The organism is Streptomyces sp. NBC_00443 (genome assembly GCF_036014175.1).
Lineage (GTDB): Bacteria > Actinomycetota > Actinomycetes > Streptomycetales > Streptomycetaceae > Streptomyces.
This window is the reverse complement of record NZ_CP107917.1, coordinates 1,369,617-1,394,458: the sequence shown is the minus strand read 5'-3', so window position 1 is coordinate 1,394,458 and position 24,842 is coordinate 1,369,617. Positions and strand designations below refer to the sequence as shown.

The 24,842-nt window shown below is 70.3% G+C and carries 18 protein-coding genes and 4 pseudogenes; 7 read left to right on the top strand and 15 right to left on the bottom strand.

From position 1 onward, the window contains the following. Nucleotide 1: 1 nt before the first annotated feature. Nucleotides 2-2,077: a transketolase gene (tkt, locus tag OHO27_RS06315; protein ID WP_328421104.1), complete on the bottom strand. Its 2,076-nt coding sequence runs from the start codon at nucleotides 2,075-2,077 to the stop codon at nucleotides 2-4. 177 nt (nucleotides 2,078-2,254) lie between these two features. On the opposite strand from tkt, the gene OHO27_RS06310 reads away from it, so the two are divergent. Then, complete coding sequence (locus OHO27_RS06310; protein WP_328421102.1) at nucleotides 2,255-3,142, top strand: helix-turn-helix transcriptional regulator; 888 nt, start codon at nucleotides 2,255-2,257, stop codon at nucleotides 3,140-3,142. A 118-nt stretch (nucleotides 3,143-3,260) separates the two neighbouring features. Here OHO27_RS06310 and OHO27_RS06305 read toward each other — a convergent pair whose 3' ends face one another. Then, nucleotides 3,261-4,619, bottom strand: coding sequence for an MBL fold metallo-hydrolase (locus OHO27_RS06305; RefSeq protein ID WP_328421100.1), 1,359 nt, complete (start codon nucleotides 4,617-4,619; stop codon nucleotides 3,261-3,263). 209 nt (nucleotides 4,620-4,828) lie between these two features. Beyond that, nucleotides 4,829-5,357, bottom strand: a pseudogene (locus OHO27_RS06300) (1,3-beta-glucanase); the annotation flags it as partial. A 218-nt stretch (nucleotides 5,358-5,575) separates the two neighbouring features. On the opposite strand from OHO27_RS06300, the gene OHO27_RS06295 reads away from it, so the two are divergent. Continuing rightward, on the top strand, nucleotides 5,576-6,805 hold the full coding sequence (locus OHO27_RS06295) for an RNA-guided endonuclease InsQ/TnpB family protein (protein WP_328421098.1): 1,230 nt from the start codon (nucleotides 5,576-5,578) through the stop codon (nucleotides 6,803-6,805). A 106-nt stretch (nucleotides 6,806-6,911) separates the two neighbouring features. Further along, nucleotides 6,912-7,199, top strand: coding sequence for a DUF1905 domain-containing protein (locus OHO27_RS06290; protein ID WP_328421096.1), 288 nt, complete (start codon nucleotides 6,912-6,914; stop codon nucleotides 7,197-7,199). Between the two features lie 65 nt (nucleotides 7,200-7,264). Here OHO27_RS06290 and OHO27_RS06285 read toward each other — a convergent pair. The 3 genes and pseudogenes from OHO27_RS06285 to OHO27_RS06275 form a co-directional block, all read right to left on the bottom strand. Further along, a pseudogene (locus OHO27_RS06285) lies at nucleotides 7,265-7,516 on the bottom strand (MMPL family transporter); the annotation flags it as partial. Nucleotides 7,517-7,669: 153 nt separating this feature from the next. After that, on the bottom strand, nucleotides 7,670-8,476 hold the full coding sequence (locus tag OHO27_RS06280) for an IclR family transcriptional regulator (protein ID WP_328421094.1): 807 nt from the start codon (nucleotides 8,474-8,476) through the stop codon (nucleotides 7,670-7,672). A 44-nt stretch (nucleotides 8,477-8,520) separates the two neighbouring features. Further along, complete coding sequence (locus OHO27_RS06275) at nucleotides 8,521-9,060, bottom strand: MarR family winged helix-turn-helix transcriptional regulator (protein WP_328421092.1); 540 nt, start codon at nucleotides 9,058-9,060, stop codon at nucleotides 8,521-8,523. Nucleotides 9,061-9,172: 112 nt separating this feature from the next. On the opposite strand from OHO27_RS06275, the gene OHO27_RS06270 reads away from it, so the two are divergent. The 4 genes and pseudogenes from OHO27_RS06270 (at nucleotide 9,173) to OHO27_RS06255 (ending at nucleotide 12,953) form a co-directional block, all read left to right on the top strand. After that, nucleotides 9,173-10,090 (top strand): SDR family NAD(P)-dependent oxidoreductase, encoded by a 918-nt coding sequence (locus OHO27_RS06270; protein WP_328421090.1) that lies wholly within the window; start codon nucleotides 9,173-9,175, stop codon nucleotides 10,088-10,090. Nucleotides 10,091-10,101: 11 nt separating this feature from the next. Then, on the top strand, nucleotides 10,102-10,977 hold the full coding sequence (locus tag OHO27_RS06265; RefSeq protein WP_328430365.1) for an amidohydrolase family protein: 876 nt from the start codon (nucleotides 10,102-10,104) through the stop codon (nucleotides 10,975-10,977). Nucleotides 10,978-10,987: 10 nt separating this feature from the next. Beyond that, complete coding sequence (locus OHO27_RS06260) at nucleotides 10,988-12,502, top strand: acyl-CoA synthetase (protein WP_328421088.1); 1,515 nt, start codon at nucleotides 10,988-10,990, stop codon at nucleotides 12,500-12,502. Continuing rightward, a pseudogene (locus tag OHO27_RS06255) lies at nucleotides 12,499-12,953 on the top strand (MaoC family dehydratase). The gene OHO27_RS06260 and the pseudogene OHO27_RS06255 overlap by 4 nt, the downstream one beginning before the upstream one ends. A gap of 15 nt (nucleotides 12,954-12,968) precedes the next feature. Here the strand turns inward: OHO27_RS06255 and OHO27_RS06250 are convergent. From OHO27_RS06250 to OHO27_RS06210, 9 genes and pseudogenes are all read right to left on the bottom strand, one after another. Next, nucleotides 12,969-13,139, bottom strand: a pseudogene (locus OHO27_RS06250) (alpha/beta fold hydrolase); the annotation flags it as partial. A gap of 74 nt (nucleotides 13,140-13,213) precedes the next feature. Then, on the bottom strand, nucleotides 13,214-14,050 hold the full coding sequence (locus OHO27_RS06245) for a hypothetical protein (protein ID WP_328421086.1): 837 nt from the start codon (nucleotides 14,048-14,050) through the stop codon (nucleotides 13,214-13,216). Between the two features lie 7 nt (nucleotides 14,051-14,057). After that, nucleotides 14,058-15,725, bottom strand: a complete 1,668-nt coding sequence (locus OHO27_RS06240; RefSeq protein ID WP_328421084.1) for a PHP domain-containing protein — start codon at nucleotides 15,723-15,725, stop codon at nucleotides 14,058-14,060. 18 nt (nucleotides 15,726-15,743) lie between these two features. Next, nucleotides 15,744-17,573, bottom strand: coding sequence for a LamG-like jellyroll fold domain-containing protein (locus tag OHO27_RS06235; protein ID WP_328421082.1), 1,830 nt, complete (start codon nucleotides 17,571-17,573; stop codon nucleotides 15,744-15,746). Between the two features lie 72 nt (nucleotides 17,574-17,645). Continuing rightward, complete coding sequence (locus OHO27_RS06230) at nucleotides 17,646-20,561, bottom strand: glycoside hydrolase family 2 TIM barrel-domain containing protein (protein WP_328421080.1); 2,916 nt, start codon at nucleotides 20,559-20,561, stop codon at nucleotides 17,646-17,648. Further along, on the bottom strand, nucleotides 20,561-21,397 hold the full coding sequence (locus OHO27_RS06225; RefSeq protein ID WP_328421078.1) for a carbohydrate ABC transporter permease: 837 nt from the start codon (nucleotides 21,395-21,397) through the stop codon (nucleotides 20,561-20,563). The genes OHO27_RS06230 and OHO27_RS06225 overlap by 1 nt, the downstream gene beginning before the upstream one ends. Before the next feature lie 15 nt (nucleotides 21,398-21,412). After that, nucleotides 21,413-22,369 (bottom strand): carbohydrate ABC transporter permease, encoded by a 957-nt coding sequence (locus OHO27_RS06220; RefSeq protein ID WP_328421076.1) that lies wholly within the window; start codon nucleotides 22,367-22,369, stop codon nucleotides 21,413-21,415. Beyond that, on the bottom strand, nucleotides 22,369-23,655 hold the full coding sequence (locus OHO27_RS06215) for an ABC transporter substrate-binding protein (protein ID WP_328421074.1): 1,287 nt from the start codon (nucleotides 23,653-23,655) through the stop codon (nucleotides 22,369-22,371). The genes OHO27_RS06220 and OHO27_RS06215 overlap by 1 nt, the downstream gene beginning before the upstream one ends. 90 nt (nucleotides 23,656-23,745) lie before the next feature. Beyond that, the gene (locus tag OHO27_RS06210) at nucleotides 23,746-24,765 is read right to left on the bottom strand and encodes a carbohydrate kinase family protein (RefSeq protein ID WP_328421072.1); all 1,020 of its coding nucleotides are present in this window, start codon (nucleotides 24,763-24,765) and stop codon (nucleotides 23,746-23,748) included. Between the last annotated feature and the right edge of the window lie 77 nt (nucleotides 24,766-24,842).

The window sequence follows — 24,842 nt, the reverse complement described above, 5'->3', positions numbered from 1 at the left end:
ATCAACCACGCGCGGCGGCCAGCGATTCCCTGGCTGCGGCGGCGACGTTCTCGGGAGTGAAGCCGTACTCGGCGAACAGGGTCTTCGCGTCGGCGGAGGCACCGAAGTGCTCCAGGGAGACGATGCGTCCCGCGTCGCCCACGAACCGGTACCAGGTCAGCCCGATCCCGGCCTCGACGGCGACCCGCGCCTTCACGGCCGGCGGCAGGACGCTCTCGCGGTACTCGCGGGGCTGCTCCTCGAACCACTCCACGGACGGCATCGAGACGACGCGGGTACCGATCCCGTCGGCCTCCAGCCGCTCCCGCGCGGCGACGGCGAGCCGGACCTCGGAGCCGGTGGCGATGAGGATCACCTCGGGCGTCTGGGTGGAGGACTCCCGCAGGACGTAACCACCCTTCGCCGCTTCGGAGTTGGGGGCGTACGTCGGCACGCCCTGACGCGTGAGCGCGAGCCCGTGCGGGGCCGGGTCGGTGGAGTGTCGCCTGAGGATCTCGGCCCAGGCGACGGCGGTCTCGTTGGCGTCGGCGGGGCGGACGATGTTCAGGCCCGGGATCGCGCGCAGCGAGGCCAGGTGCTCGACCGGCTGGTGGGTGGGGCCGTCCTCGCCGAGGCCGATCGAGTCGTGCGTCCAGACGTACGTCACCGGCAGCTGCATCAGGGCCGACATGCGGACGGCGTTGCGCATGTAGTCCGAGAACACCAGGAAGGTGCCGCCGTAGACACGGGTGTTGCCGTGCAGCGCGATGCCGTTCATCTCCGCGGCCATCGAGAACTCGCGGATGCCGAAGTGGACCGTACGGCCGTAAGGGTCGGCCTCGGGCAGCGGGTTGCCCTTCGGCAGGAACGAACTTGTCTTGTCGATGGTGGTGTTGTTGGAACCGGCCAGGTCGGCCGAGCCTCCCCACAGTTCGGGGACGACCGTGCCGAGGGCCTGGAGCACCTTGCCCGAGGCGGCGCGGGTGGCGACGGACTTGCCCTCCTCGAAGACCGGGATCGAGGATTCCCAGCCCTCGGGCAACTGACCGGCGACGATCCGGTCGAAGAGCTGGGCGCGCTCGGGGTTGGCCGCGCGCCACGTGCCGAGCCGCTTGTCCCAGGCGGCGTGTGCCTCGGCGCCCCGGTCGAGGGAGCGGCGGGCGTGGGCGAGGACTTCGGCCGGGACCTCGAAGGACTGCTCGGGGTCGAAGCCGAGGATGCGCTTGGTGGCGGCGATCTCGTCGGCGCCGAGGGCGGAGCCGTGGGAGGCCTCGGTGTTCTGCGCGTTCGGGGCGGGCCAGGCGATGATCGTGCGCATCGCGATGATCGAGGGGCGGTCGGTCTCGGCCTGCGCGGCCCTGAGCGCCGCGTACAGCGCGTGGACGTCGATGTCGCCGCCCAGCGCGGGCTCGATCCGCTGCACATGCCAGCCGTACGCCTCGTACCGCTTCAGCACGTCCTCGGAGAAGGCGGTCGCGGTGTCGCCCTCGATGGATATGTGGTTGTCGTCGTACAGGAAGACCAGGTTGCCGAGCTTCTGGTGGCCGGCGAGGGAGGAGGCCTCGGCGGAGACGCCCTCTTCCAGGTCACCGTCGGAGACGATCGCCCAGATGGTGTGGTCGAACGGGGACTCGCCCTCCGGGGCCTCCGGGTCGAACAGGCCGCGCTCGTAACGGGCCGCCATCGCCATGCCGACCGCGTTGGCTGCACCCTGACCGAGCGGGCCGGTCGTCGTCTCCACGCCCGCCGTGTGCCCGTACTCGGGGTGACCCGGCGTCTTCGAACCCTGGGTCCGGAAGGACTTGAGGTCGTCGAGCTCCAGCTCGTAGCCGGCCAGGAACAGCTGGGCGTAGAGGGTCAGCGAGGTGTGCCCGGGGGAGAGGACGAAACGGTCCCGGCCGGTCCACTCGGGGTCGGCGGGGTCGTGACGCATCACCTTCTGAAAGATCGTGTACGCAGCCGGGGCGAGGCTCATTGCCGTACCCGGGTGGCCGTTACCGACTCGCTGCACGGCATCCGCCGCCAAAAGGCGCGCGGTGTCGACGGCACGCCGGTCGAGTTCGGTCCATTCGAAGCTGTCCGGTGTCTGCGTGCTCATCTTCAAAAAGTCCTCGATCAGAGCGAAGTGGCTGGTCCAACGCGTTCAAAACTAAAAGTCTGACTTTTACGAGGGAAGGTCGGGGTGTGTCAGGCTGTGGTGAAAGTGGGACACGGCGACGAGCGCCGCGCACGGCTGAGCGCGCCCCTCGCACGACTGAGACGGCACGAGACGGACATGGTGGACACAAGGGTCCAAGGCGGTCAGGCGATACGGACGTTTCCGTTCCCGGTCGATCTGAGCGTCCTCGGCGTCGGCATGCAGGTCGGCCCGATGGGCGCCGGCCGCACCTGGCACGCCGCCGACGCGCCGCTGGAGCGGGTGCATCGCATCGACTTCCACGTCGTGATGCTCTTCGACGAGGGCCCCGTACGCCACATGATCGACTTCGCGGAGCACGAGGCGGGGGCCGGCGACCTGTTGTGGATCCGCCCCGGCCAGGTCCACCGCTTCTCCGGGACCCGCGACTACCGGGGCACCGTCCTGACCATGCAGCCGGGCTTCCTGCCCCGCGCCACGGTCGAGGCCACCGGCCTGTACCGCTACGACCTCCCGCCCCTGCTCCACCCCGACGAGGCGCAGCTCACCGCCCTCCGCGCGTCCCTCGCCCAACTCCGGCGCGAGTACGAGGACACGACGACCCTTCCCCTGAGCCTGCACACGTCAGTCCTGCGTCACTCCCTCACGGCGTTCCTCCTGCGCCTGGCCCACCTCGCGGCGAGCTCGGCCGAGGCCGAGCGCCGGCAGGCCGACACGACGTTCACCCTCTTCCGGGACGCGGTGGAGCGGGGCTTCGCCACCAACCACAGCGTCAGTGCCTACGCCGACCAGCTCGGCTACTCCCGCCGCACCCTCGTCCGCGCGGTCCGCGCCGCCACCGGGGAGACTCCCAAGGGCTTCATCGACAAGCGCGTGATCCTGGAGGCGAAGCGGCTCCTGGCCCATACGGAGATGCCGATCGGGCGGGTCGGGGCGGCGGTCGGCTTTCCGGACGCCGCGAACTTCTCCAAGTTCTTCCATCAGCACACGGAGATGACGCCGGCGGCGTTTCGGGCGGAGCTGTGACGCTCCGCTGGGTTCGCCGGGGGGGTAGTGCCGCGCTGGGTTGTCGGGCGTCTGCGGGTGTATTGTGGCTGGTCGCGCAGTTCCCCGCGCCCCTGGGTGGGTGGGGGTGGTGGCGTCGTTATGTGCTGTTGCTCAAGGGGCGGTCTGTGGCCCTCGACCAGTCCATCGGGTCGCCCTTGAGGACCGCCACGTTCGGGTGGCCCTTGCGTTGGAGGATGCTGGCGGCGGTCATCGCGCGTTCGCCGCGGGTGCAGTGCACCACCGGGCTCCGTGGTGCCTCGTCGGTACGGGTGGGCAGGGCGCCGAGTTCGATGCCGACGGCGTCGGGAATGTGCCCGGCGTCCCGCTCGGACTGCCGGCGGACGTCCAGGACAGGACGGTCGCCCACGCCGTCGGCCGCCACGAACTCCACGCTCTCCTGTTCGCCTCCGTCGGCCGTCCAGGCATCCATGGCCAGGTGCCCGTGCAGTCGGTCGTACCCGATCTTCAGGGCCTGCCAGGTGAGTTCGGCGAGATCCTGGCCGGGCGCGGTGACGAAGGCCAGGGGAGTGTGTTCGGGCAGCAGCCAGCCGAGCCAGACGGCGAACTGGTCGCGGAGATGGACGGAGAGGGCGCCGGGGATGTGGCCGGCGGCGAAGTCCTCGACCGGACGTACGTCGACGATCTGCGCGCCCGTGCCTAGCAGTTGACGTACGTCGGAGGCGGAGAGCCCGGGCAGCGAGGGCGCCGCGGCAAGTACCTCGGGACCCCGCCGGTTGACCTCGGCCAGCCGGTCGAAGTAGGCGGGGTAGGACCCGAGACCGCCGAGCAACTGCCGTACGAAGCTGTCCTCGTCCGGCGCGGCGAGCAGGTCGTTGGACCGCTTCTCGGCGCCGATGGTGGTGGTGCGTTCGGCGCCTTGCGGGGCGGAGCAGAACGAACCGGCGCCGTGCGTGGGCCACACCGCCGTCTCATCGGGGAGCCGGGCCAGGCGATGCAGGGAGCGGTACTGGGCGCGGGCGAGTTCCTCCGCGCGGTCGGCCCCGAGCAGGTCCGTGCGGGCGGCCGAGCCGACGATCAGCGAACCGCCGCTGAAGACCCCCAACTCCCGTGCGCCGTCCAGGAGCAGGAAGGACAGGTGCTCGTCCGTGTGACCGGGAGTGGCCAGCGCACGCAGGGTCAGCCCGCCCAGGTCCACCTCGTCGCCGTCGGCCAGACCTCGATGCCGGAAGGCACGCCGCCCGGCAGTGGACGCCAGCACCGTCGCCCCGTCGTCGGCCGCCAGCTGAAGCGCGCCGGTGAGGAAGTCCGCGTGCAGGTGGGTGTCGGCGGCGAAGGCGATCGCCAGCCCCCGCCGCTCCGACTCGGCACGCACGGTCCGCAGGTCCCGGCTCACGTCCACGGCCAGGGCACGCCCGTCGCCCAGGTCGACGAGATAGGCACTGTTGCCGAGGCCGTCGTCGACCAACGGAACCAGATGATCGTCGGCGAATCCCATGGGGCCCTCCATCTGCCACGGTACGCGCCGAGTGCCCAGAACACGCACTCTCTCCCGCGGCGATGCCCCGCGAGGACCGGCGCGTTCTCGCGGGGCATCGGACGGCACGCGACTGGGCCTGCCTCGTCAAGTCCCCTCTCAGCGGCCGAAGTTGAACCAGTTCACGTTCACGAAGTCCGACGGCTGGCCGCTGCTGAAGGTGAGGTTGCGCGGTAGGGCCCGCCCAGCATCCAGAACGCCGGCCAGTAGCCTTGGCGGCGGCGCCGGTCACGTTCGGCACCTGGATGCGCGCCTCCACGCGCAGCTTGCCGCCCGCCGGGGGCTGGAAGTCGGTGCGGTTGGTCTCGATACGGCCGGACGTCCAGTTGCCCGAGGCGTCCCGGCGCGGGGTGATGCGGAGGTTGCCGTTGCCGTCGAGCGCGACGTTGTCGGCGCTGCTCGTCATCGTCTCGATCTCGCCGGTGGCTAGCCCTTGCCGGTTGCGTACTGCCAGTTGGAGGTGTTCACGCCGGAACCCGCGGCGCCGTCGAAGTCGTCCAGGAAGACCTGTGTCCAACCGGACGGGGGAGTGGGCGCGGAGGCGTTCGCGGACGGGACGGCGACGGCCGCGGCAAGACCGAGCGTGCCGATCATGGCGACGAGCGCGCGCCTGAGGGAGCGGCGTCTGCGGTGTATGCCGGAGGGTTCACCTGATTCTTGCGAGGATGCCCCCGCGTTCACGCCGGGAAGGAATCGCATCCCGTGACGGCGACGCGGAGTGTTGTTGTGTCCGGTCTCCTGGGGCGCGGAGCGCCCGCAGAGCCGCTGGCGGAGCCGAAATGCGAACGGGTGTGCCCGTGTTCGCTGGGTGTGGTGACTTTGCCGTAGTGGGGTACGGGTGTGCGCATGTCGCACGTACGGTCTCGTCGTGGAAGCTGGGGTGATCAGGCGGGACGCCATAGTGGGAGGGGGATGCCGTGTCGGGGGTGAAGGAGGCCGGGGACGCCGGGCATGCCCGGTGGACGTTCCGGCTGCGTGTGTCGTCGACCGCCGAGCGTGCGCTGCTGGCGGAGTGGGATCGGTGCCGGTGGATCTGGAACGAGTCCGTCGCCAAGTCCACGCAGACTCACCTGTGGAACATGAACCGCCCCGAAGGTACGGACAAGGCGACGTGCGGTCCGGCCCGGCTGGATGCGATGCTGACCGAAGCCCGCGCGAAGACGCCGTGGCTGCGTGAGGGCTCTTCGGTTCCCCAGCAGCAGATCATCCGCGACTTCGGCAAGTCCCGCGCGAAGGCGCAGAAGGACATCCGTGAACGTCTGCCGCAGCATCGCCGGGCCGGGATGCCGAAGTGCAAGAAGAAGCGTGAGGCCGACCCGAGCCTGAACTACACCAAGCGTGGCTTCCGGCTGAAGGACGGCCGTCTGCATCTTGCCGGGAACATCGCCCTGACGGTCGTGTGGTCGCGGGATCTTCCCGCCGAACCGTCCTCGGTGCGCGTGTACCGCGACAGCCTCGGGCACTGGTACGCCTCGTTCGTCGTGCCCGCCGAAGTCCAGCCGCTGCCCGCGACCGGTCGGGTGATCGGGATCGACTGGGGCGTCAGGGAGACCGCGACCACCACATCCGACTCCCACGACCTCCCCCACGCCCGGCACGGCAGGAAAGCCCAGGCGAAGCTGTCGCGGTACGACCGCAGGATGGCCCGCCGTAAACCCGCCAAAGGACAGGCCGCGTCGAAGGGTTACCGGGAGGCGAGGAAGTGGCGGGCGAAGACGTACCAGAAGATCGCCCGGCAGCGGCAGGACACCGGACGCAAGTGGGCAAAGAAGGTCGTGCGCGACCACGACGAGTTGGCCGTCGAAGACTTCAAGCCCAAGTTCCTCGCGAAGTCGACCATGGCGAGGAAGGCGGCCGATGCCGCCATCGGCGCCACCAAGAAGGCCCTGTTGGAGATGGCCCGCAAGCACGGCAGGATCGTGCACCTGGTCCATCCCGCGCACACCACGATGGACTGCGCGCAGTGCGGAGCGAGAACCAAGCACGCACTACCGCTTTCGGAACGGACCTATGCCTGCACCGCGTGCGGAACCGTCTCGCCCAGAGACAAGAACTCCGCCCGCGTGATGCTGGCCCGGGCTGGTCTCAACCCGGCTGGTGCTGATGGCGCAAGACCTGGCGGGACGCTGTTCCGCCAGGCAGCCTGAGCCAGGAATCCCCTTCCTGAGCGCAAGCGAAGGGAGGGGAGGATTCAACCTATGAAATACGGGAATGGGCCGTCCTCGGCCGCTCAAGAGGAGAGGGACTGACTCCGTGGAACTCGCCTTCACCGGCCCGGTGATCGAATGGCGCGGCCCGGCGCCGTACTACTTCCTCCGGGTGCCGGACGAGGAGTCCGCCGACATCCGCGAGGTGGCCGCGATGGCCACGTACGGCTGGGGCGTCATCCCGGTCGAGGCGCGGATCGGCGAGGTCGCCTTCGAGACGTCCCTCTTCCCCAAGGACAGCGGCTATCTGCTGCCGCTCAAGAACGCGGTACGCAAGCCGCGGGAGATCGGGGCCGGTGACGAGGTGAGCGTGGCCCTGACCGTCCGCCTGTAGGGCCGGTCCGGGCAGACCCCGGCACCGGGGAAGTGCCGGTGCCGGTGCCGGTGCTGCGGCGGGACTCAGGCGTTCGTCGGCTCGGGTGGCTGTGCCTGCTCCTGCAGCCCGAACGGTTCGTGCGCCAGTCGCAGCGGCTTCGGCGCCCACCAGGCCCGCCGCCCGAGCAGCGCCATCGTGGCCGGGGCCAGCAGCATCCGGCCGATCGTCGCGTCGATCAGCACCGCGAGGAGCAGGGCCGCACAGGTGACCACGCGGCCGGAGCGGCGCAGCCCGGTGGCCACGGCTTCCTGGTCGTCGCCGGTCAGCTGCCGCGCGGTTGGTCGTGCGCAGACGTTCGGCCAGGGGGAGATCCAGGAACGAGCGGACACGGGCGGCTCCTCGGGACCAGGGCCCTTTCCGTATCGCGAGCGATCTCACGCCTCGTCCTCACCGGCGAGAGGGATATCCGCCGCCTCGCCGCGCGACCCCTACGCCCCCGTCTCGGGCTGCCACCCCAACGCCCGCGAGATCCCCCGCGCCGCCAGCCGTACCGCCGGCACCAGTACCGGAACCTGCGCGTCGGCCTGGGGTACGACCACGGACACGGCGGCGGCGATCGAGCCGCCCGGGCTGCGGATCGGTGCGGCGACCGACAGGGCGTCGTCGGTGACCTGGCGGCTGCTCACGGCCACCCCGGTGCGGCGCACGTCGGCCAGCATGCGGCGCAGACGGGCGGCGTCGGTGATGGTGTACGGCGTGAAGGAGGTGAGCGGACCGGCGAGGTACCGGTCCTGGGACTCCGGGTCGCTGTGCGCGAGCAGCGCGAGGCCGACCCCGGTGGCGTGCAGCGGCCAGCGGGCCCCGACGCGGATGTGGACGCCGACCGCGGAGCGTCCCGACAGCCACTCGATGTAGACGACCTCGGGCCCGTCCTGGACCGCCAACTGCACGTTCTCGTGCGTCGCTTCGTACAGGTCCTCCAGGTACGGCAGCGCGATCTGCCGGAGCGCCGGCCCGCGCGGCGCGAGTGCCGCGAGCTCCCACAGCCGCAGGCCGACGTGGTAGAGGCCGGACTCGTCCCGCTCCAGGGCGCCCCACTCGCTGAGCGCGGTCACGAGCCGGTGCGCGGTGCTCAGGGTCAGCCCGGCCCGCCGGCTGATGTCCGTCAGGGACAGCGCCGGATGCTCCAGGTCGAAGGCCCCGAGCACGGACAGCAGGCGGTCGGGCGCGGAACGCGTCCCTTTGGCCGGCGAGGTCTGCTCACCCGGTACGAACGGCTCGGCGTCGGCGGTCATCGGCCCCCCTCACCCCGCGAAATCTGTCGGACCCGTCAAACCCGTCACCCCAGCCCGGACTCGGTGACCCTCTGCAGCAGTGCGTGCAGTTGCTCGCGCTCGGCGGGGTCGAGCGGCTGGAGCAACTCGTCGGTGACGCGCTGCCCGGCCTCGTCGGTGTCGCGCAGGAACGCCCGGCCGCCCTCGGTCAGCACGATGATCCGGCTGCGGCGGTCGTCGGGGGAAGGGCGCCGCTCGGCGAAGCCCTGCTTCTCCAGGTCGTCGACCAGGCCGACGATCGCGCTCGGGTCGTAACCCAGCGACGAGCTCAGCTCGCGCTGGAGCGCCCCCGGCGTGGTGGCGAGGAACCTCAGGACCGCGTAGTGGCGCAGGCGCAGTCCCGACTCCTGGAGGGAGGCGTTGAAGAGCTGACCGGAGCGCAGGCCGAGGCGGTACAGGAGATAGCCCGTGTCGGCGTGCAGCCCGCGCATCCACGGCTCGTCGGCGTCGATCGGTGCGGGGTTCGTGGTCGGCCGGCTGGCGATGGCGGGCTCCCTGGTCGAGGCCCCGGGTGAGGGGGCGTGCGTACGTACGGCCCCCAGCATGACGCAAGGATGGGTTGCCAACAACTATTGACGTCAACAACTATTGTTCTTACCTTCGATCTCGCACCGCCTTCGACATCGAAGTCGCACCCACATCCGAAGGGACCCGCCCGTGCCCAGCATCGATCTCACCGGCAAGGCCGCCGTCGTCACCGGCAGCGGCCGGGGCCTAGGCCTGGCCTACGCCCACGCCCTGGCCGCCCACGGCGCCTCGGTGGTCATCAACGACGTCGACGAGGCCGTTGCCGAGGCGGCCGTGAAGTCCATCACCGAAGCGGGCGGCACCGCCGTCGCCGAGGTCGTCCCGGTCGGCACGGCCGAGGCCGCGGACCGGCTGGTCGGCCGCGCGGTCGAGGAGTTCGGCCGGCTCGACATCCTGGTGACCAACGCGGGCATCCTGCGCGACAAGGTCCTGTGGAAGATGACCGACGACGACTTCGACGCGGTGCTCACCACCCACCTCAAGGGCACCTTCACCTGCGCCCGCGCCGCCGCCGTCCGCATGCGCGAGCAGGGCGAGGGAGGCACCCTGATCCTGGTCGGCTCCCCGGCCGGGCAGCGCGGCAACTTCGGGCAGACGAACTACGCCGCCGCCAAGGCAGGCATCGCCGCCATGGCCCGTACCTGGTCGATGGAGCTGGGCCGCGCGAACATCACCGTCAACGCGATCGTGCCGGTCGCCGCGACCGCCATGACCGAGACGATCCCCGCGTTCGCCCCGTACGTGGAGGCGATGAAGAACGGCGACCCGCTGCCCGGCTTCCTGCGCAAGGGCGAGGGCTTCGGCACCCCCGAGGACTGCGCCGCCCTCGTCCCGTTCCTCGCCTCCGAGGCCGCACGCGGCATCACGGGCCAGGCCATCGGCATCGGCGGGGACAAGGTGGCACTCTGGTCGCATCCGCAGGAGATCGCGGCGGCGTTCGCGGACGGCGGCTGGACCCCCGACACCCTGGCCGACGTCTGGTCCTCCTCGGTCGGCACCGAACTCCAGTCGGTCGGCATTCCGGCGCCCAAGCTCCCGGAGGCGTGATGGCCCCCTCCATGAATCCCGACGAGCTGGTCGCGATCGACGTCCACACCCACGCGGAGGTCTCCTCCAAGGGCCACTCCTCCCTGGACGACGACCTGCACGACGCCTCCTCGGCCTACTTCAAGGTCGAGGGCAAGCGGAAGCCGACCCTTGAGGAGACGGCCGCCTACTACCGCGAGCGGAAGATGGCCGCCGTGATCTTCACGGTCGACGCCGAGTCCGCGACGGGCACGCCACCCGTCCCGAACGAGGAGGTCGCCGAGGCGGCCGCCGCCAACGCCGACGTCCTCATCCCCTTCGCCTCCATCGACCCCTTCCGCGGCAAGGCGGGCGTCAGGCAGGCCCGCCGCCTGGTCGAGGAGTACGGGGTGAAGGGCTTCAAGTTCCACCCCAGCATCCAGGGCTTCTTCCCCAACGACCGCTCGGTGGCGTACGACCTCTACGAGGTGATCGAGGAGACCGGCACGATCGCCCTCTTCCACACCGGCCAGACGGGCATCGGCGCCGGAGTCCCCGGCGGGGGCGGCATCCGCCTCAAGTACTCCAACCCCCTCCACGTGGACGACGTGGCGGCCGACTTCCCCCACCTGAAGATCATCCTCGCCCACCCGTCCTTCCCCTGGCAGGACGAGGCCCTCGCCGTCGCCACGCACAAGCCGGGCGTGCACATCGACCTGTCCGGCTGGTCGCCGAAGTACTTCCCGCCGCAGCTGGTGCAATACGCGAACACCCTGCTCAAGGACAAGGTGCTCTTCGGCTCCGACTTCCCCGTCCTCACCCCCGACCGCTGGCTCGCCGACTTCGAGAAGCTGTCGATCAAGGACGAGGTCAAGCCGAGGATCCTCAAGGAGAACGCCGCCCGGCTGCTCGGGCTGACGAAACCGTAAGGGGCGTGACATGCGCAACGAGGGACTGGGGTCATGGCCCGCACGCCGGGCCCGCAAGACCCCGCACCGCACCGCCCTGATCCACGGCGGGACGTCCACGGACTACCGCACCCTGCACACGCGCACGACCCGCCTCGCCCACGCGCTGCGCGACCGCGGCATCCGCCGCGGCGACCGCATCGCCTACCTCGGCCCGAACCACCCCTCCTACCTGGAGACCTTGTTCGCGGCGGGCACGCTGGGCGCGGTCTTCGTCCCCCTCAACACCCGCCTGGCCGGCCCCGAGATCGCGTACCAGCTCGCCGACTCCGGCGCCAAGGCCCTGCTCTACGGCCCGTCACACACCGGTCTGGTCGCAGGACTCCCCGGCAGCACCGATGTCCGCACCTACGTCGAGCTGGGACCCGAATACGAGGAGGCGCTCGCGTCGGCGTCCGAGGAGCCGATCGACACACCGGTCACCCCCGACGACACCTGCGTCATCATGTACACCTCGGGGACCACCGGCCGCCCCAAGGGCGCGATGCTCACCCACGGCAACATCACCTGGAACGCGCTCAACGTCCTCGTCGACACCGACCTGATCGCCGACGAACGCGCCCTGGTCTGCGCCCCGTTGTTCCACACGGCGGGCCTGAACATGCTGACCCTGCCCGTGCTCCTCAAGGGCGGCACCTGCGTCCTGGTCGAGGCCTTCGACCCGGACGCCACCTTCGACCTGATCGAAAGGCACCGGATCACCTTCATGTTCGGCGTGCCGACCATGTTCGACCAGGTGGCAAGGCACCCGCGCTGGCCCGAGGCGGACCTGTCGTCCCTGCGCATCCTTACCTGCGGCGGCTCCCCCGTGCCGACCCCGCTCATCGCCGCGTACCAGGAGCGCGGCCTGACCTTCCTCCAGGGCTACGGCATGACGGAGGCCGCACCCGGAACCCTGTTCCTGGACGCCGAACACGCGGTCACGAAGGCCGGTTCGGCGGGCGTGCCGCACTTCTTCAGCGACGTCCGCGTCGTAGGGCCGGACCTCGCGCCCGTCGATGTCGGTGAGACCGGTGAGGTCGTGGTCCGCGGCCCCCATGTCATGCCCGGCTACTGGGGGTTGCCCGAGGAGACGGCCGCCTCCTTCGCGGACGGCTGGTTCCGCAGCGGGGACGCTGCCCGAACCGACGAGGACGGCTACGTCTTCATCGTCGACCGCATCAAGGACATGATCATCTCCGGCGGCGAGAACGTCTACCCCGCCGAGATCGAGGACCTCCTCCTCGCCCACCCTGACATCGTCGAGTGCGCGGTGATCGGGGTGCCGGACGACAAGTGGGGCGAGGTGCCGCGCGCGGTCGTCGTGCCACGCGAGGGCGCCGCCGTCGACCCCGACGAGGTGCTGGCCTCCCTGTCCGGACGGCTCGCCAAGTACAAGATCCCGAAGTCGGTGGTCCTCGCGGACGAACTCCCGCGCACCGCCTCCGGAAAGCTCCTCAAATCCCGTGTCCGTACCCGGTACGGCAAGAGTGAAGGAACCGCATGAGCATCACCGTGAACGGCCTCGACGAACTGAAGAAGCTGGCCGGCAGCGACCTCGGCACCAGCGAGTGGATCGAGATCACCCAGGACCGCATCAACACCTTCGCCGACGCCACGGGCGACCACCAGTGGATCCACGTCGACCCGGAGAAGGCGGCGGAGGGGCCCTTCGGCGCGCCCATCGCGCACGGATATCTGACGCTCTCCCTCTTCATCCCTTTGTTCACCGAGCTGTTGGACGTCCAGGGAGTGACGACGAAGGTCAACTACGGGCTGAACAAGGTGCGTTTCCCGTCTCCGGTGAAAGCCGGGTCGCGCATACGGCTGGTCGGGAAGCTGGCAGAGGTCGAGGAGGTACCGGGCGGGGTGCAGATCACCGTCGACGGCACGATCGAGATCGAGGGCGGGGGAAGCCGGCGGCGGTGCTGACGAGTCTCAGTCGCTTCTACGCCTGAGGGGCGTCCCCTCCAGACGTTGGAGGCCGCCCTGCCCGCGAACCGGTCCAGCCCGTCCGCGTCCCGCGGGACGAGGCTGACCAGGACGGCGGCCCGGGTCACCCGTCCGGACAGCAGCGCGGCGCGGGCGAGGGCGTGCGGGCCGCCGCCGGAACGGCCGACCACGGCGAAGCGCTCGATGCCGAGGGGGGTGTGCGGGTGTTTCCGGCTGCCGACAGGTCAATGACCGAGAGGCGTCGCGGACTTGTCGTTCCGGTCCCTTACTTGTACGCGTACACGGCTGTAGCCACCGCACACACCCCGGGCGGAATCATCTGGGCCCGCAACGTGCCGCTGTTCACGTCGTAGTCGACGCCCTCCGTCTCGAACGTGCCCGTGCACACGCTGCGCTGCGGCAGCGCGAACAGGCTCTTCACCGCACCCGTCATCGGCCGGCCGTCCACCTTGCGGGGCAGGTCGACCTGGAGGAGGGGGCGGATCTCCGGGAAGAGGGTGCCCGAGGCGTCGTTGGAGGCGCAGATCAGGCGGGTGTCCGTCACGAAGTCGCAGCCCTGGATGTCGCGTACGGGCTGGTCCAGGGTGATCTGCCAGGCCTCCTTCAGATCTCCGCCGGTCGGTGGGGTGGCGGGGTTGAGCAGGGGAGCGGGGAAGACCTGGAGTCTTCGCTGTTCGCCCCACTCGCCCGCCACCAGCCACTGCGCGTCGGGCGAGACCGTGGCGAAGGAGTTGTTGAGCTTCTCGCCCGGGTTGAGCTGATGGACGTACTCGTAACGCTTCCCCGCCGGGGTCGTCACCGCGAACATCTTGGACGTGGCCGTGTCCGCGCCCTGGTAGGCGTCGAAGACGTGGCCCTGGGCGATGTCCGGGTCGCCGACGTGGTTCCAGCCCTTGATCCGCAGGTCCAGCGGGATGTCGGCCAGGCCCCGGTAGAGGAGCGAGCCGTCCGCGCGGGCGGCGAGCCCCTGCCCGCCGCCCAGCGTGTCGGTGTACGCCGTGCCCGACTCCGCCCATTGCGGGTCACCGGCCGCGGACGCGGTGCCCGCGCCGAGCCCCAGGGCGGCCAATAAACAGACGGGAGTAAGGAAGTGACGCTTCATCAGATTGTCAGGCTCCTGCCACGTCGACGAATACGGGATTCGAATAGAACCACGTATCCGCCCACGGGTCACCGTCTCCGGGCGGGTGCGGGATCGGGCCGTGCGGGTCGACCGAGGCGCCGAGGTAGCCCGTGCCGTGGCGGTTGCCGTCGCTGCCGCGCAGGCGGACGTAGAAGGACTCGTGCCCGGCGGTGAGCGGGATGCGCACGGTGTACGTCCCCTTGCGGCCGCTCACGTCCTTCGTCGTCACGACCTTGGTGTCCGGGGCCTTCCAGGCGTCCCGGTCGGCCACCGGGCCGCGCACCGTGCCACGGATGACGTCCACATGCGCCAACTCCGGCAGGATTCCCTGCGGGTTGGGCCGGGAGGCCGTCGTGACCGTGATGTTCAGCGTGAGCTTCTCGCCCTTGCGTACCCGCAGCCGGCCGCCCAGCGTGACGCCGCGGCCGTGGTCGCAGTCCCGCTTGAGGCGGACGTCGAGGCCGTCGAGCAGATGCCCGTGGTCGAGCCAGACCCGGCCCGCGCGCAGGCCCGCCATCACCGCGCGGTAGCCGTAACGGGTCACGCCGACGTGGGTGCGGCTGAACTGGCCCGGCCAGAAGTCGCTGCCCGGCTGCGGGGCGTCGGTGTTCACCGGGTCGGGCAGCTTGCCGGTGGTGTCGAAGTTCTGTCCCGCCGGCCAGTCGCCGTTGCGCCAGGTGTCGAAGACGATGCGGTGGGCGTCGGAGTTCGTGGTGATCGAGAACAGGCGGCCCTCCGCCAGCATCGAGTCCCACAGCCCGCCGACCGTCGCGGTCGCCCAGTCGAAGCCGCCGTAGGTCAGGTACGCCTGAGCCGGGTAGCCCGGCCAGGACTGAGTCGAGGGCTTGTTCTCGTACTCGCCGCGCATGGACGTACTGCCGCGCCAGCCGGGGATTGCCGCGCCCTGGGCGCCCGGTGCGCCCTCCATGCCGATCATGATCTCGGGGGCCGCGTCCCGCCAGCCCCGCATCTCGTGCGGGGAGTCGATGCCCAGGCGCAGCGGGTGGTTGGCGAGGACGAGGACGTCGTCGACGTAGCCCCTGCGGCGCTGCTGTGCCAGCCACTTGATGGCCTTGACGGCGTGCGCCTCGTTGCGGGCGGTGTCCGCGTCGGCGGGGCCGCCCTTGTCGTAGCCGAGCAGCTTGCCGTCGTAGGCGCTCTCGAACTGCGTGAGGAGGTCGACCTCGTGCCGGCCGGGCGCCGCGAAGACCGTGCAGTGCTCGGCGGCCGGGATGTACCACTCCAGGCCCTGGAAGATGAGCTGGCGCGGGTTCTCGGCGCGCGCCTTGAGGATTTCCTCGTGCTCCAGCGCGGCTCCGTACTTGGCGTGCCCGAAGTTGGAGTGCTCGGTGAACACCATCCAGTCCAGCCCGTACTTGGCGCCCGCGGCGGCCAGTTGGGAGAACGTGTACTTGGCGTCGTGGCTGTACACCGTGTGGATGTGGTGGTCGCCGACCAGGTAGGCGAGGCGCGGGTCGTCGCCGCCCCAGCCCCGCGAGGACGCCGCCGCGGGCACGGCCGTGGAGCCGAGCGCGAACGCGGCGCCGAACAGGCCCGCGCGGCGCAGGAGTCCGCGCCGGGAGACGCCCTGCGGGTCGAGGTCGGCGGGGGCGACGGACGGGTCCGCCCAGGTGGGGAGCTGGTGATCAGTCATGTTCATCCTCGGCGGGCGTCAGTGGTTCATGAAGGACGTGACGGGCAGCGCCCGCGCGACGACACGGACGTCGCCGAGGCGGCCGTACAGGATCTGGTCGATCCTGCCGCCGTACTCGTAGCCGCCGAGCAGCCACGGCAGCCCGACCGAGGTGAGGCCGATCGCGGTGGCGTGCGGGTTGCGGGCCACCGGGCAGCCCTGGACGTACAGCGTGGTGTGCCTGCCGTCGTTGACGACGGCGACGTGCCACCAGGTCTCGCGTGCGGTCTCGTCGCCCCAGTTGGTGGCGATGCCCTGCTGGTTGAGCGGGCGGACCGCCCACTGCGGGCCGGGCCCGTCGGAGAGGGAGAGCGTGGCGAGCGGCTCGTCGGGGTCGCCCTCCGTCTTGCCTGCCGCCCCGCCGGTGCCGGTGCGGCTGACCAGGCCCGCCCAGGCGTTGTGCGAGGCGTCCCAGTCGGCGGGCAGTCGGTAGAAGGCCTCGACGGTGTAACCGTTCCTGAAGGTGGCCGCGTTGAGCGGGGCGCCGTCGACCGTGCGCAGGTACGCCCCCTTCAGGGGGGACTTGTAGCCCTGGAACTCCAGGCTGCCGTGGCCGGGCTGGTCGGGGTGGTGGTCGGCCGACCAGCCGAGCTTGCCGCCGCCCACGGAGACCACGGTGAGGTCGTTGCCGTGGCCGGACAGGTCGCGGACGGTGCCGGAGACGGGTGACTCGAAGCGCCAGTACGCGGCCGTGTCCCTGATCAGCATCTTGGACGCGGGGCGCGCCGGGCGGGCGGGCACCGGGGCGAAGCCGGAGAAGCGGTCCGCGAAGTCGATGTCGACGGAGAAACGGTCGGCGTCGCCGCTGAGTTCGATCTCCTGCCGCTCCAGCTCGTTGAGCCCCTTCGCGGCCCGGCCCAGGATCCACGGGGAGACCGTCTCGACGTCGATGACGCCCCGGTCGAGGTCGAAGCGGTAGAGGCGGATCATCGCCGCGCCGCCGAAGTAGCGGTTCTGATAGTTCGTCAGGTGCAGGTGGACGTCATTGCCCGCCGCGTTCTTGCGGGTGACCCGGCCCGCCGGCCAGTAGTGGCCGTTGAGGGTGAGGAAGATCTGGTCGTGGTCCTTCACGAGCTGGTCCCACAGCTGCTGGCCGTACGACGACAACGCGTCGTCCTGGACGACCAGTTCGTGGGTGGTGAGGATGACGGGTGTCTTCGGGTGCCGGGCCAGCACGTCCTTCGCCCAGGCGTAGCCCTTGGCCGACAGCCGCCAGTCCAGGGCGAGCACCATCCACTCGCGCCCGGCCGCCCGGAACAGGTGGTAGGTGTTGTAGCCGTCCGAGGAGGCGCCCCCGAAGGTGGGCTTGCCCTTGAAGCGCCGCGGCCCGAACGTGTCCAGGTACGGCGTCGAGCCGCGCTGGTCGTCGGTCGAGGACTTCACGTCGTGGTTGCCGGCGAGGACGCTGTAACCGACGCCCCGCCGGTCGAGCAGCTCGAACGCCTTGCCGATCGCGGCGCATTCGTCCTGCGCGCCGTTCTCGGTGAGGTCGCCGAGGTGGGACAGGAAGACGATGTTCTCCTCCCGCCCGTGTTCCAGGAGGTAGCGCAGGGACGCCTCGACGGGCGCCGCGTTGATGCTCGGCCCGTCGAAGAGGTACTGGGTGTCGGGCATCACGGCCAGCGTGAAGCGGCGGCTGTCGGCGTCCGGACGCCGGCCGGCCGTGGCCGGGGACGCCTCGGCCACGGCCGGCAGCGCTACCCCCGCCGCGGCGGCGGCGCCGAGCAGCGCGGTCGCGCGCAGGAAACCGCGTCTTCCGGCACCGGCCTGCTCGGCCTCGCCCTGGGCATGGTCATGCGAAGTACACACGTGTGCTCCGTAAGAAGATCCGTGAGATCCGTGGGATCCACGAGGGGTGACAGCGAAGGGCGTGGGGGGAGTTCAGAGAACGCGCAGGGTCCAGCTCCAGCGATGGATTCCCGGTGCGACGAGATACGGGGGTGAGGTGTCGGGGCCACAGGAGGCGGTGCCCAGGCCCCGGTGCGCGGCGTCGATGTGCACCACGCAGCCGGGCCGCGGGACCAGCTCGTCGTGGTGCCGTGCGGAGGTGAGGTCCTCGGCGCGGTAGCGGGTCACGGAGACCTGGCGGGGTTCGTCCAGCGCGACACAGAACCCGGTGGCGTCCGGCGCGGACAGCGTGAACCGCCGCACGCCGTGCCGGCCGCCGCTCTCCTGCGGACGCAGATACGGAGTGAACAACTCGTCGACCGGTACACGGTGATGACCGACGGGCGCGCCCGCGCTGCGGTCGGGATACGACTCCCACGGGCCCTGCCCGAACCACTCCAGCAGGTCGAGCCCCGCGGCCGTCTCGAAGACCGTGCCGACCCGTGCCACGTCGTCGAACGTCTCCGGCAGCTCGGCCTCCTCGTCGACGCGGACCCCGCCCTCGACGGGCGTGAGCACCTGCCGGTGCCGAACGACACCCGTGGTGCCCGCGTACTCGGCGTCCACCGTCAGGCGGCCCGCGTCCTGCCGGACGGACACGACCTTGCGCACCAGCGCGTCGAGCCCCCAGTTCCGCCAGCGGTCGGCCATGCCGCCCAGCTCGTCGTTGTCGGTGGGCGCCCGCCACAGGGAGAGCGTGGGGGCCGCCGTCAGCAGCGGATGGAGGAGCAGTCCCTCGCCGTCGACCTCGAGCTGCCGGTCCACCGGAACGTCCGGGGCCACGGCGGGTCCGCGCAGCCGGATCTGCGGCACGCACACCTCGGTGCCGCGCAGCGCCCACGGCTGGTCCTCTGCCACCGTCACGCGCAGCGTCAGCCAGGCCTCGCCGCCGTCGTGCGGCACCTCGAAGGGCAGCGGCACGGCGGCCGTCTCGCCGGGGCGCAGGTTCGGCAGCTCGGCCGGGCCGGCCAGCGTCGTGCCGTCGGCCAGGTCCAGCCGCCACTCGCCGGCCAGCCAGTCCAGGCCCCGGAAGTGCTGGTGGTTGCCGAGCACGATGCCCTCGTGCTTGAAGCACTCGATGCGCACCGGCGCCGCGATCTCCCGGTGCTCGTACATCGCGGGCTTGGGCGTGCGGTCGGGAAACACCACGCCGTCCGCGATGAAAGCGCCGTCGTGGAGGGACTCGCCGAAGTCGCCGCCGTACGCCCAGCGGTACCCGGGCGCGGTGACACCGTTGTCGTAGAGCCCGGCGCCCGCGCGCCCGGCAGGTCTGCCATCGCTCACGCGTTGCAGAATTCCGTGGTCCCAGAACTCCCAGATGAACCCGCCCTGAAGACCTGGGGTGGCCTCGATGGCAGCCCAGTGGTCGGCCAGCGTGCCGTTGCTGTTGCCCATCGCGTGCGAGTACTCGCACTGGATGAGCGGCCTGGTCTGGCGGCCGGACAGGGCGTGGGCCACGCAGTCCTCCAGCGGCGCGTACATGGGGCAGGCGATGTCGGAGGCGTCGTCCGTCGCCGCCCAGTCGAGCTTGGCCGCACCCTCGTACTGGACCGGCCGCGTCGGATCGTGCCGGCGCACCCAGCCCGCCGCCGCGTCGTGGTTCGCGCCGTAGTCCGACTCGTTGCCCAGCGACCAGATGATGACCGACGGGTGGTTCTTGTCGCGCAGCACCATGCGCGAGACGCGGTCCACGAAGGCGTTCAGATAGCGCGGGTCGTCGGCGATCTCGTGGGCGTGGTCGTGGGACTCGATGTCCGCCTCGTCGACGACGTAGAAGCCGAGCTCGTCGGCGAGGTCGTACAGCGCCGGGTCGTTCGGGTAGTGGGCGGTGCGGATCGCGTTGAATCCGAACCGCTTGAGCAGGACGAGATCGGCGCGCGTGTCGTCGTACGACACCGTCCGCCCCGTCAGCGGATGGAAGTCGTGCCGGTTCACGCCCCGGATGAACACCCGCTCTGCGTTGACCAGCAGGTCCCGGCCGACGATCCCGACGTCGCGGAAGCCGATCCGGTGCCGGGAGGTGTCGGCTACCGTGCCGTCGGGGCGGTGCAGGCGGACGGTCAGGCCGTACAGCTCGGGCGTCTCCGCGTTCCAGGTGCGCACGTCCTCCACGGTCGTCCGCATCCGGGCCTCGCCGAGGAAGTCGGACACGCGCTCGTCCTCGGCATTGAAACGGTCGAACTCCCGGTCCTGCACGAGGAGTTGACCGTCCAGCTCCCCGCTGACGTACCACCCCGCGGGCAGCGCACCGCGAGCGTCCCGCACCCGGCAGTCCACCCGCAGCTCCCCGCTGAACGCAGCCCGCACGGTCACGTCCGCGAGATACAGCGGGTCCGTCGCGTACAGCAGCACCGAGCGGGTGATCCCGCCGTGCCACCACTGGTCCTGGTCCTCGATGTGCGAGGCGTCCGACCACTTCACGACCGTCAGGCGTACGGTGGCCCGCTGCCCGGCGCGCACCAGACCCGTCAGATCGAACTCGGCCGCCAGGTGCGAGTCCTTGGAGATGCCGACGGGCCGCCCGTCCACATGCACCAGCAGCACGCTCTCGGCGGCCCCGACCTGGAGCACGATCCGGCGTCCGGCCCACTTGGCGGGGACGTCCACCTCACGCTCGTACACACCCGTCGGGTTGGCGGCGGGCGAGTGGGGCGGGAACTCCCCGAACGGCATCCGGACGTTGGTGTACTGCGGAAGGTCGTCCCCGCCCTGCAGGGTCCAGACGCCGGGGACGGATGACGTCGACCAGGCACCGCCGACCGGCGCGCCCGGAGCCTGCAGCAACTGGAAGCGCCAGTCGCCGTCGAGGGGGAGTGCTCCGGAGCGCCGGTCGACGGCGTTCATGGGCCCTCGCCCCCAGGAGGTCACCTCGGGTGCCTCCCAGGGGCGCAGCCCCAGCAGCGGGTCCATCAGCGGATGGCCCCCTTGCCGAGGTCGCCGATGATCTGCTTGGCGCCGATGGCGAAGACGATGAGCAGGGGGATGAGGGCGAGCAGCGCGCCGGTCATCACCATGCCGTAGTCCGTGGTGCCGTGGACGCCGTTGAGCTGGGACAGCGCGACCTGGAGGGTGACGTTGTCCGGGTTGGTGAGGGCGATCAGGGGCCAGGCGTAGTCGTTCCACTGGGCCATGAAGGTGAAGATGCCGAGGAAGGCCAGGCCCGGCCGGACGACCGGGAGGGCCACGTGCCAGTACTGGCGCAGGAAGTTCGCCCCGTCGATCCTCGAGGCGTCCAGCAGTTCGTCGTGGATCGCGCTCTTCATGTACTGGCGCATCCAGAAGATGCCGAAGGCGTTGGCCGCCGCCGGCACGATCAGTGCCGTCATCGAGCCGATCCAGCCGATGTTCGCCATCATCACGAACTGCGGGATGATCGCCAGCTGCGTCGGGACCATGAAGATGATCATCAGCAGGGTGAAGAGCAGTCTGCGGCCCGGGAAGTCGAACTTGGCGAAGACGAACGCGGCCAGCGAGTCGAAGAGCAGGACCAGGAAGGTCACCGCCGACGCCACCAGCAGTGAGTTGAGCATCGAGCCGAAGAAGTCGATGTTGTCGAAGAGGCTGCGGGCGTTCTGCAGGAAGTGCGAGCCGGGCAGCAGCTTCGGCGGGTAGGAGAAGATCTCGGTCGACGTGTGCGTCGACATGATGACGGCCCAGTAGAACGGGAAGGCCGACAGCAGCAGTCCGATGACGAGTACGGCGTGCAGCGCGATGCCCCGGCTGCGGGTTCCCTTGATGGATGCCACGGTGTCCAGGCCTCCCTAGTCTTCGCCCCGGCGCTGCACCAGGCGCCAGTTGATGATCGAGAAGATGACGACGACGAGGAAGATCCCCCACGCCACGGCCGCGCCGTAGCCGAAGTCGTTGTTGTCGAAGGTCTGCTGGAAGAAGTAGAGGACCATCGTCCGGCCCGCGTGATCGGGACCACCCGAGAACGTCGAGTCGTTCGAGGTGTTCTGCAGCAGCACCTGCGCCTCGGTGAAGCTCTGCAGTCCGGTGACCGTCGAGACCACCAGCACGAACAGCAGCGTCGGCCGCAGCATCGGCAGCGTGATCCGGAAGAACGTCTGCACGGGACCGGCGCCGTCCACCCGTGCCGCCTCGTACAGCTCGCCCGGGATGGTCTGCAGGCCCGCGAGGAAGATGATCGCGTTGTAGCCGGTCCACTGCCAGGTCATCAGCGTCGCGATGGCCACCTTGATGCCCCACGGGGTGTTCAGCCACGCCACCTGGTCCAGCCCCACGGCCTGCAACAGGGCGTTCATCAGGCCGAAGTTGGTGGAGAAGACCGAACCGAAGACGATCGCGATGGCGACGACCGAGGTGACGTTCGGCAGGAAGTACGCGAACCGGTAGATGTTCTTGAAGCGGACCGCCGAGTTGAGCATCACGGCCGTGACCATCGCCAGGAAGATCATGGGGAAGGTGGCCAGCGCCCAGATGATCAGCGTGGTCCCGATCGAGCTCCAGAAGTCGCTGTCGCTCAGCAGGTACTGGTACTGCGAGAGCCCCGCCCACTCCATCGAGCCGAGGCCGTCCCAGCGGTGGAAGGAGAGGTAGAGCGAGAAGCCGACGGGGATCAGGCCGAAGGCGAGGAAGAGGAGGTAGAAGGGGGAGATCGCGGCGTACAGGTGCCAGTACTTACGGAAACCCGAGCGGGGCCCGGCAGCCGCCGTCTGCTCCGCCATGACGGGCGGCTTGTCCAACGCGGTGGCCATCAGTAGCTCACCCCCAGGTGCTTCGCTATCCGCCGGCACTTGCCCATGGCGTCACTCCAGGCCTTCTCCGGGTCCTTGCCGAGGACGCCGACGTTCTTGATCTCGTCCTTGATCGGCTGCCCGAGCGCCACGTCGAACGGGCTGTTGTAGGCGACCACGATCTTCTGCGCGGCGGGCCCGAAGACGTCCGTCGTCACCTGGCCACCGAAGAAGGGGTCGGGGTCGCGCAGTTGCTTCAGCCCGTACGCGGTGGGCGTGGACGGGAAGAGGCCCGCGTCGACGTAACCGGAGGCCTGGTTGGACGCGTTCAGCATCCACGCGATGATCTCGAAGGCCCGCTCGGGCTCCCGGCACGCCTTCGTGATCGACAGGAACGAACCGCCGTTGTTGGACGGCCGCACCGGCATGTCGGCGATCCGCCACTTGCCCTTGGTCTTGGGGTTGCCGTTCTTGATGTCGTACGTCGCCCAGGAGGCGCCGAGCTGGCTGGGGAGCTTGCCGGAGTCGACCGCGGATATCTGGTCCGGGGTGCCGGTGACGAGATTCGAGACGAGACCGCGCCGCTTGGCCTCCACCGCGAGGGCCCAGGCGTTCCGTACGTGCTCCTGGTCGCCGATGAAGTGCCGGTCCTTGTCCACGTACCGCTTGCTGCCCTGCTGCACGACGTTCTCGAAGACGCTGTTGACGTCGGTGAGCAGCGAGGTCCCGGGGATCCGCTGCTTGAGCCGCTCGCCGGCCGCGAAGAACTTCTCCCAGGTGTTCAGCTCCTTGGAGACGTCGGCGGGCTCGTACGGCAGTCCCGCCTTGCGGAACACCTCGTACTGGAAGAAGTGCGCGACCGGGCCGCAGTCGATCGGGAAGCCGATCATCGTGCCGTCGTCGGCTTTGCCCTGGTCCCACTTCCAGTCCAGGTACTGACTCCGGTACTTGTCCGCGCCCAGGGTCCTGAGGTCCACGAACTGGTCCGCGTTGGGCAGGTAGGACGCCATGTCCTCGCCCTTGAGGCCCGCGATGTCGGGGACGTGGGCGTTGCCGGTCATCGTGGTGATCAGCTTGGACCGGTAGTAGCCGCCGATCTTGATGGCCTGGAGGTCCACGCTGCTCGCGTAGCGGGCCTTGGCCTTGTCGACGGCGGTGTCACCGAGGCCGCCGTCCCAGTACCACAGGACCATGTTCCGGCCGGTCGAGCCGGTCGGAACGGCACAGCCGGACGCCAGGCCGCCCAGCGCCGTGGCGGCCGTGCCGGCCAGGCCCGCGCGGAGCAGGCCTCTTCGTGAGAGCCGCACAGCTCCCACCGCCTTTCGGATGTTTTCGGGACTTCGCATGAGAGGGGCACGTGAGGGAGAGAGCACGTGGGGGGAGCTCGCTCGGGGAAGTCAGTTCTGCCGTGCGGGAGGTGTCACGGGGGCGTACGCGACGGGCGGTCCCGGATCGTCCGGGAGCCGGTCCGCCAGGAAGCCGTACGCCCGCTTCAGTTCGGGATCGGTCAGGGAGCGCCACCAGCGGTCGACGCCGTACCAGCCGGGGGCGGCCAGAGCCCCGCCGGGCCGCCGGACCGACAGACCGGCGGCCAGGACGGCGAACTTCAGCCGTTCCGCCAGCGGCCAGCCGCCCAGCGAGGCCGCGACGAAGCTCGCCCCGAACACGTCGCCCGCGCCCGTCGCGTCGAGGACGTCGGTGTCCAGGGCGGGCACGTCCGCGTACTCGCCGGTCGTCTGGTCGACGGCGACGGCGCCGTCCCCGCCACGCGTCACCGCGGCCACCGGCACCAGCTCGCTGAGGGTGCCGAGGGCCGCGACGGCGGTGTCGGTACGGGTGTAGGCCATCGCCTCGGTCTCGTTGGGGAGGAAGGCGTGGCACAGGGAGAGCTGGTCGAGGAGGGCGGTGGACCACTGCTGGGTGGGGTCCCAGCCGACGTCGGCGTAGATCCGGGTGCCGTTCGCGGCGGCCTTGGCCAGCCACTCGCGGGGTTCGGCCTCGATGTGCACGAGGGCGGTGCGTGCCTCGGGCGGGTCGCCCATCAGCGCGTCCTGCGAGTACGGGGGTTCCTGGCCGTGGGTGACCAGAGCCCGGTCGTGGCCGTAGGCGAGGGAGACGGTGACCGGGGTGGGCCAGCCGTCCGCGGTGCGGGAGAGTGAGAGGTCGATGTCCTCCTGGTCGCACAGGACGTCCCGGCAGTACTCCCCGTAGAGGTCGTCGCCGAACACCGTGGCCAGCGAGGTGCGCAGGCCGAAGCGGGCGGCGGCCACCGCCAGGTTGGCGATGCCGCCGGGGCCGCAGCCCATGCCGCCCGTCCAGATCTCCTCGCCCGGTGTCGGCGGCTTCCCGAGCCCGGTGAGGACGAGGTCGTAGAAGAGCAGCCCGGTCAGCAGCACATCGGGCCGGTCGTCGTCCACGGCAGGGTCCTCTCGCTCGGGCTCTCGTCCGGGGACCCCCGTGGGGGAGAGCTCGTCAAAACTCTTCATTTCGGTGA

Excerpts from the sequence above, each read along its gene's own strand:
- OHO27_RS06275 (WP_328421092.1), bottom strand. The coding sequence starts at position 9,060 with ATGCTGGGGGCCGTACGTACGCACGCCCCCTCACCCGGGGCCTCGACC.
- OHO27_RS06265 (WP_328430365.1), top strand. The coding sequence starts at position 10,102 with ATGAATCCCGACGAGCTGGTCGCGATCGACGTCCACACCCACGCGGAG.
- OHO27_RS06260 (WP_328421088.1), top strand. The coding sequence starts at position 10,988 with ATGCGCAACGAGGGACTGGGGTCATGGCCCGCACGCCGGGCCCGCAAG.
- OHO27_RS06310 (WP_328421102.1), top strand. The coding sequence starts at position 2,255 with ATGGTGGACACAAGGGTCCAAGGCGGTCAGGCGATACGGACGTTTCCG.
- OHO27_RS06240 (WP_328421084.1), bottom strand. The coding sequence starts at position 15,725 with ATGACTGATCACCAGCTCCCCACCTGGGCGGACCCGTCCGTCGCCCCC.
- OHO27_RS06245 (WP_328421086.1), bottom strand. The coding sequence starts at position 14,050 with ATGAAGCGTCACTTCCTTACTCCCGTCTGTTTATTGGCCGCCCTGGGG.
- tkt (WP_328421104.1), bottom strand. The coding sequence starts at position 2,077 with ATGAGCACGCAGACACCGGACAGCTTCGAATGGACCGAACTCGACCGG.
- OHO27_RS06230 (WP_328421080.1), bottom strand. The coding sequence starts at position 20,561 with ATGGACCCGCTGCTGGGGCTGCGCCCCTGGGAGGCACCCGAGGTGACC.
- OHO27_RS06305 (WP_328421100.1), bottom strand. The coding sequence starts at position 4,619 with ATGGGATTCGCCGACGATCATCTGGTTCCGTTGGTCGACGACGGCCTC.
- OHO27_RS06280 (WP_328421094.1), bottom strand. The coding sequence starts at position 8,476 with ATGACCGCCGACGCCGAGCCGTTCGTACCGGGTGAGCAGACCTCGCCG.
- OHO27_RS06220 (WP_328421076.1), bottom strand. The coding sequence starts at position 22,369 with ATGGCCACCGCGTTGGACAAGCCGCCCGTCATGGCGGAGCAGACGGCG.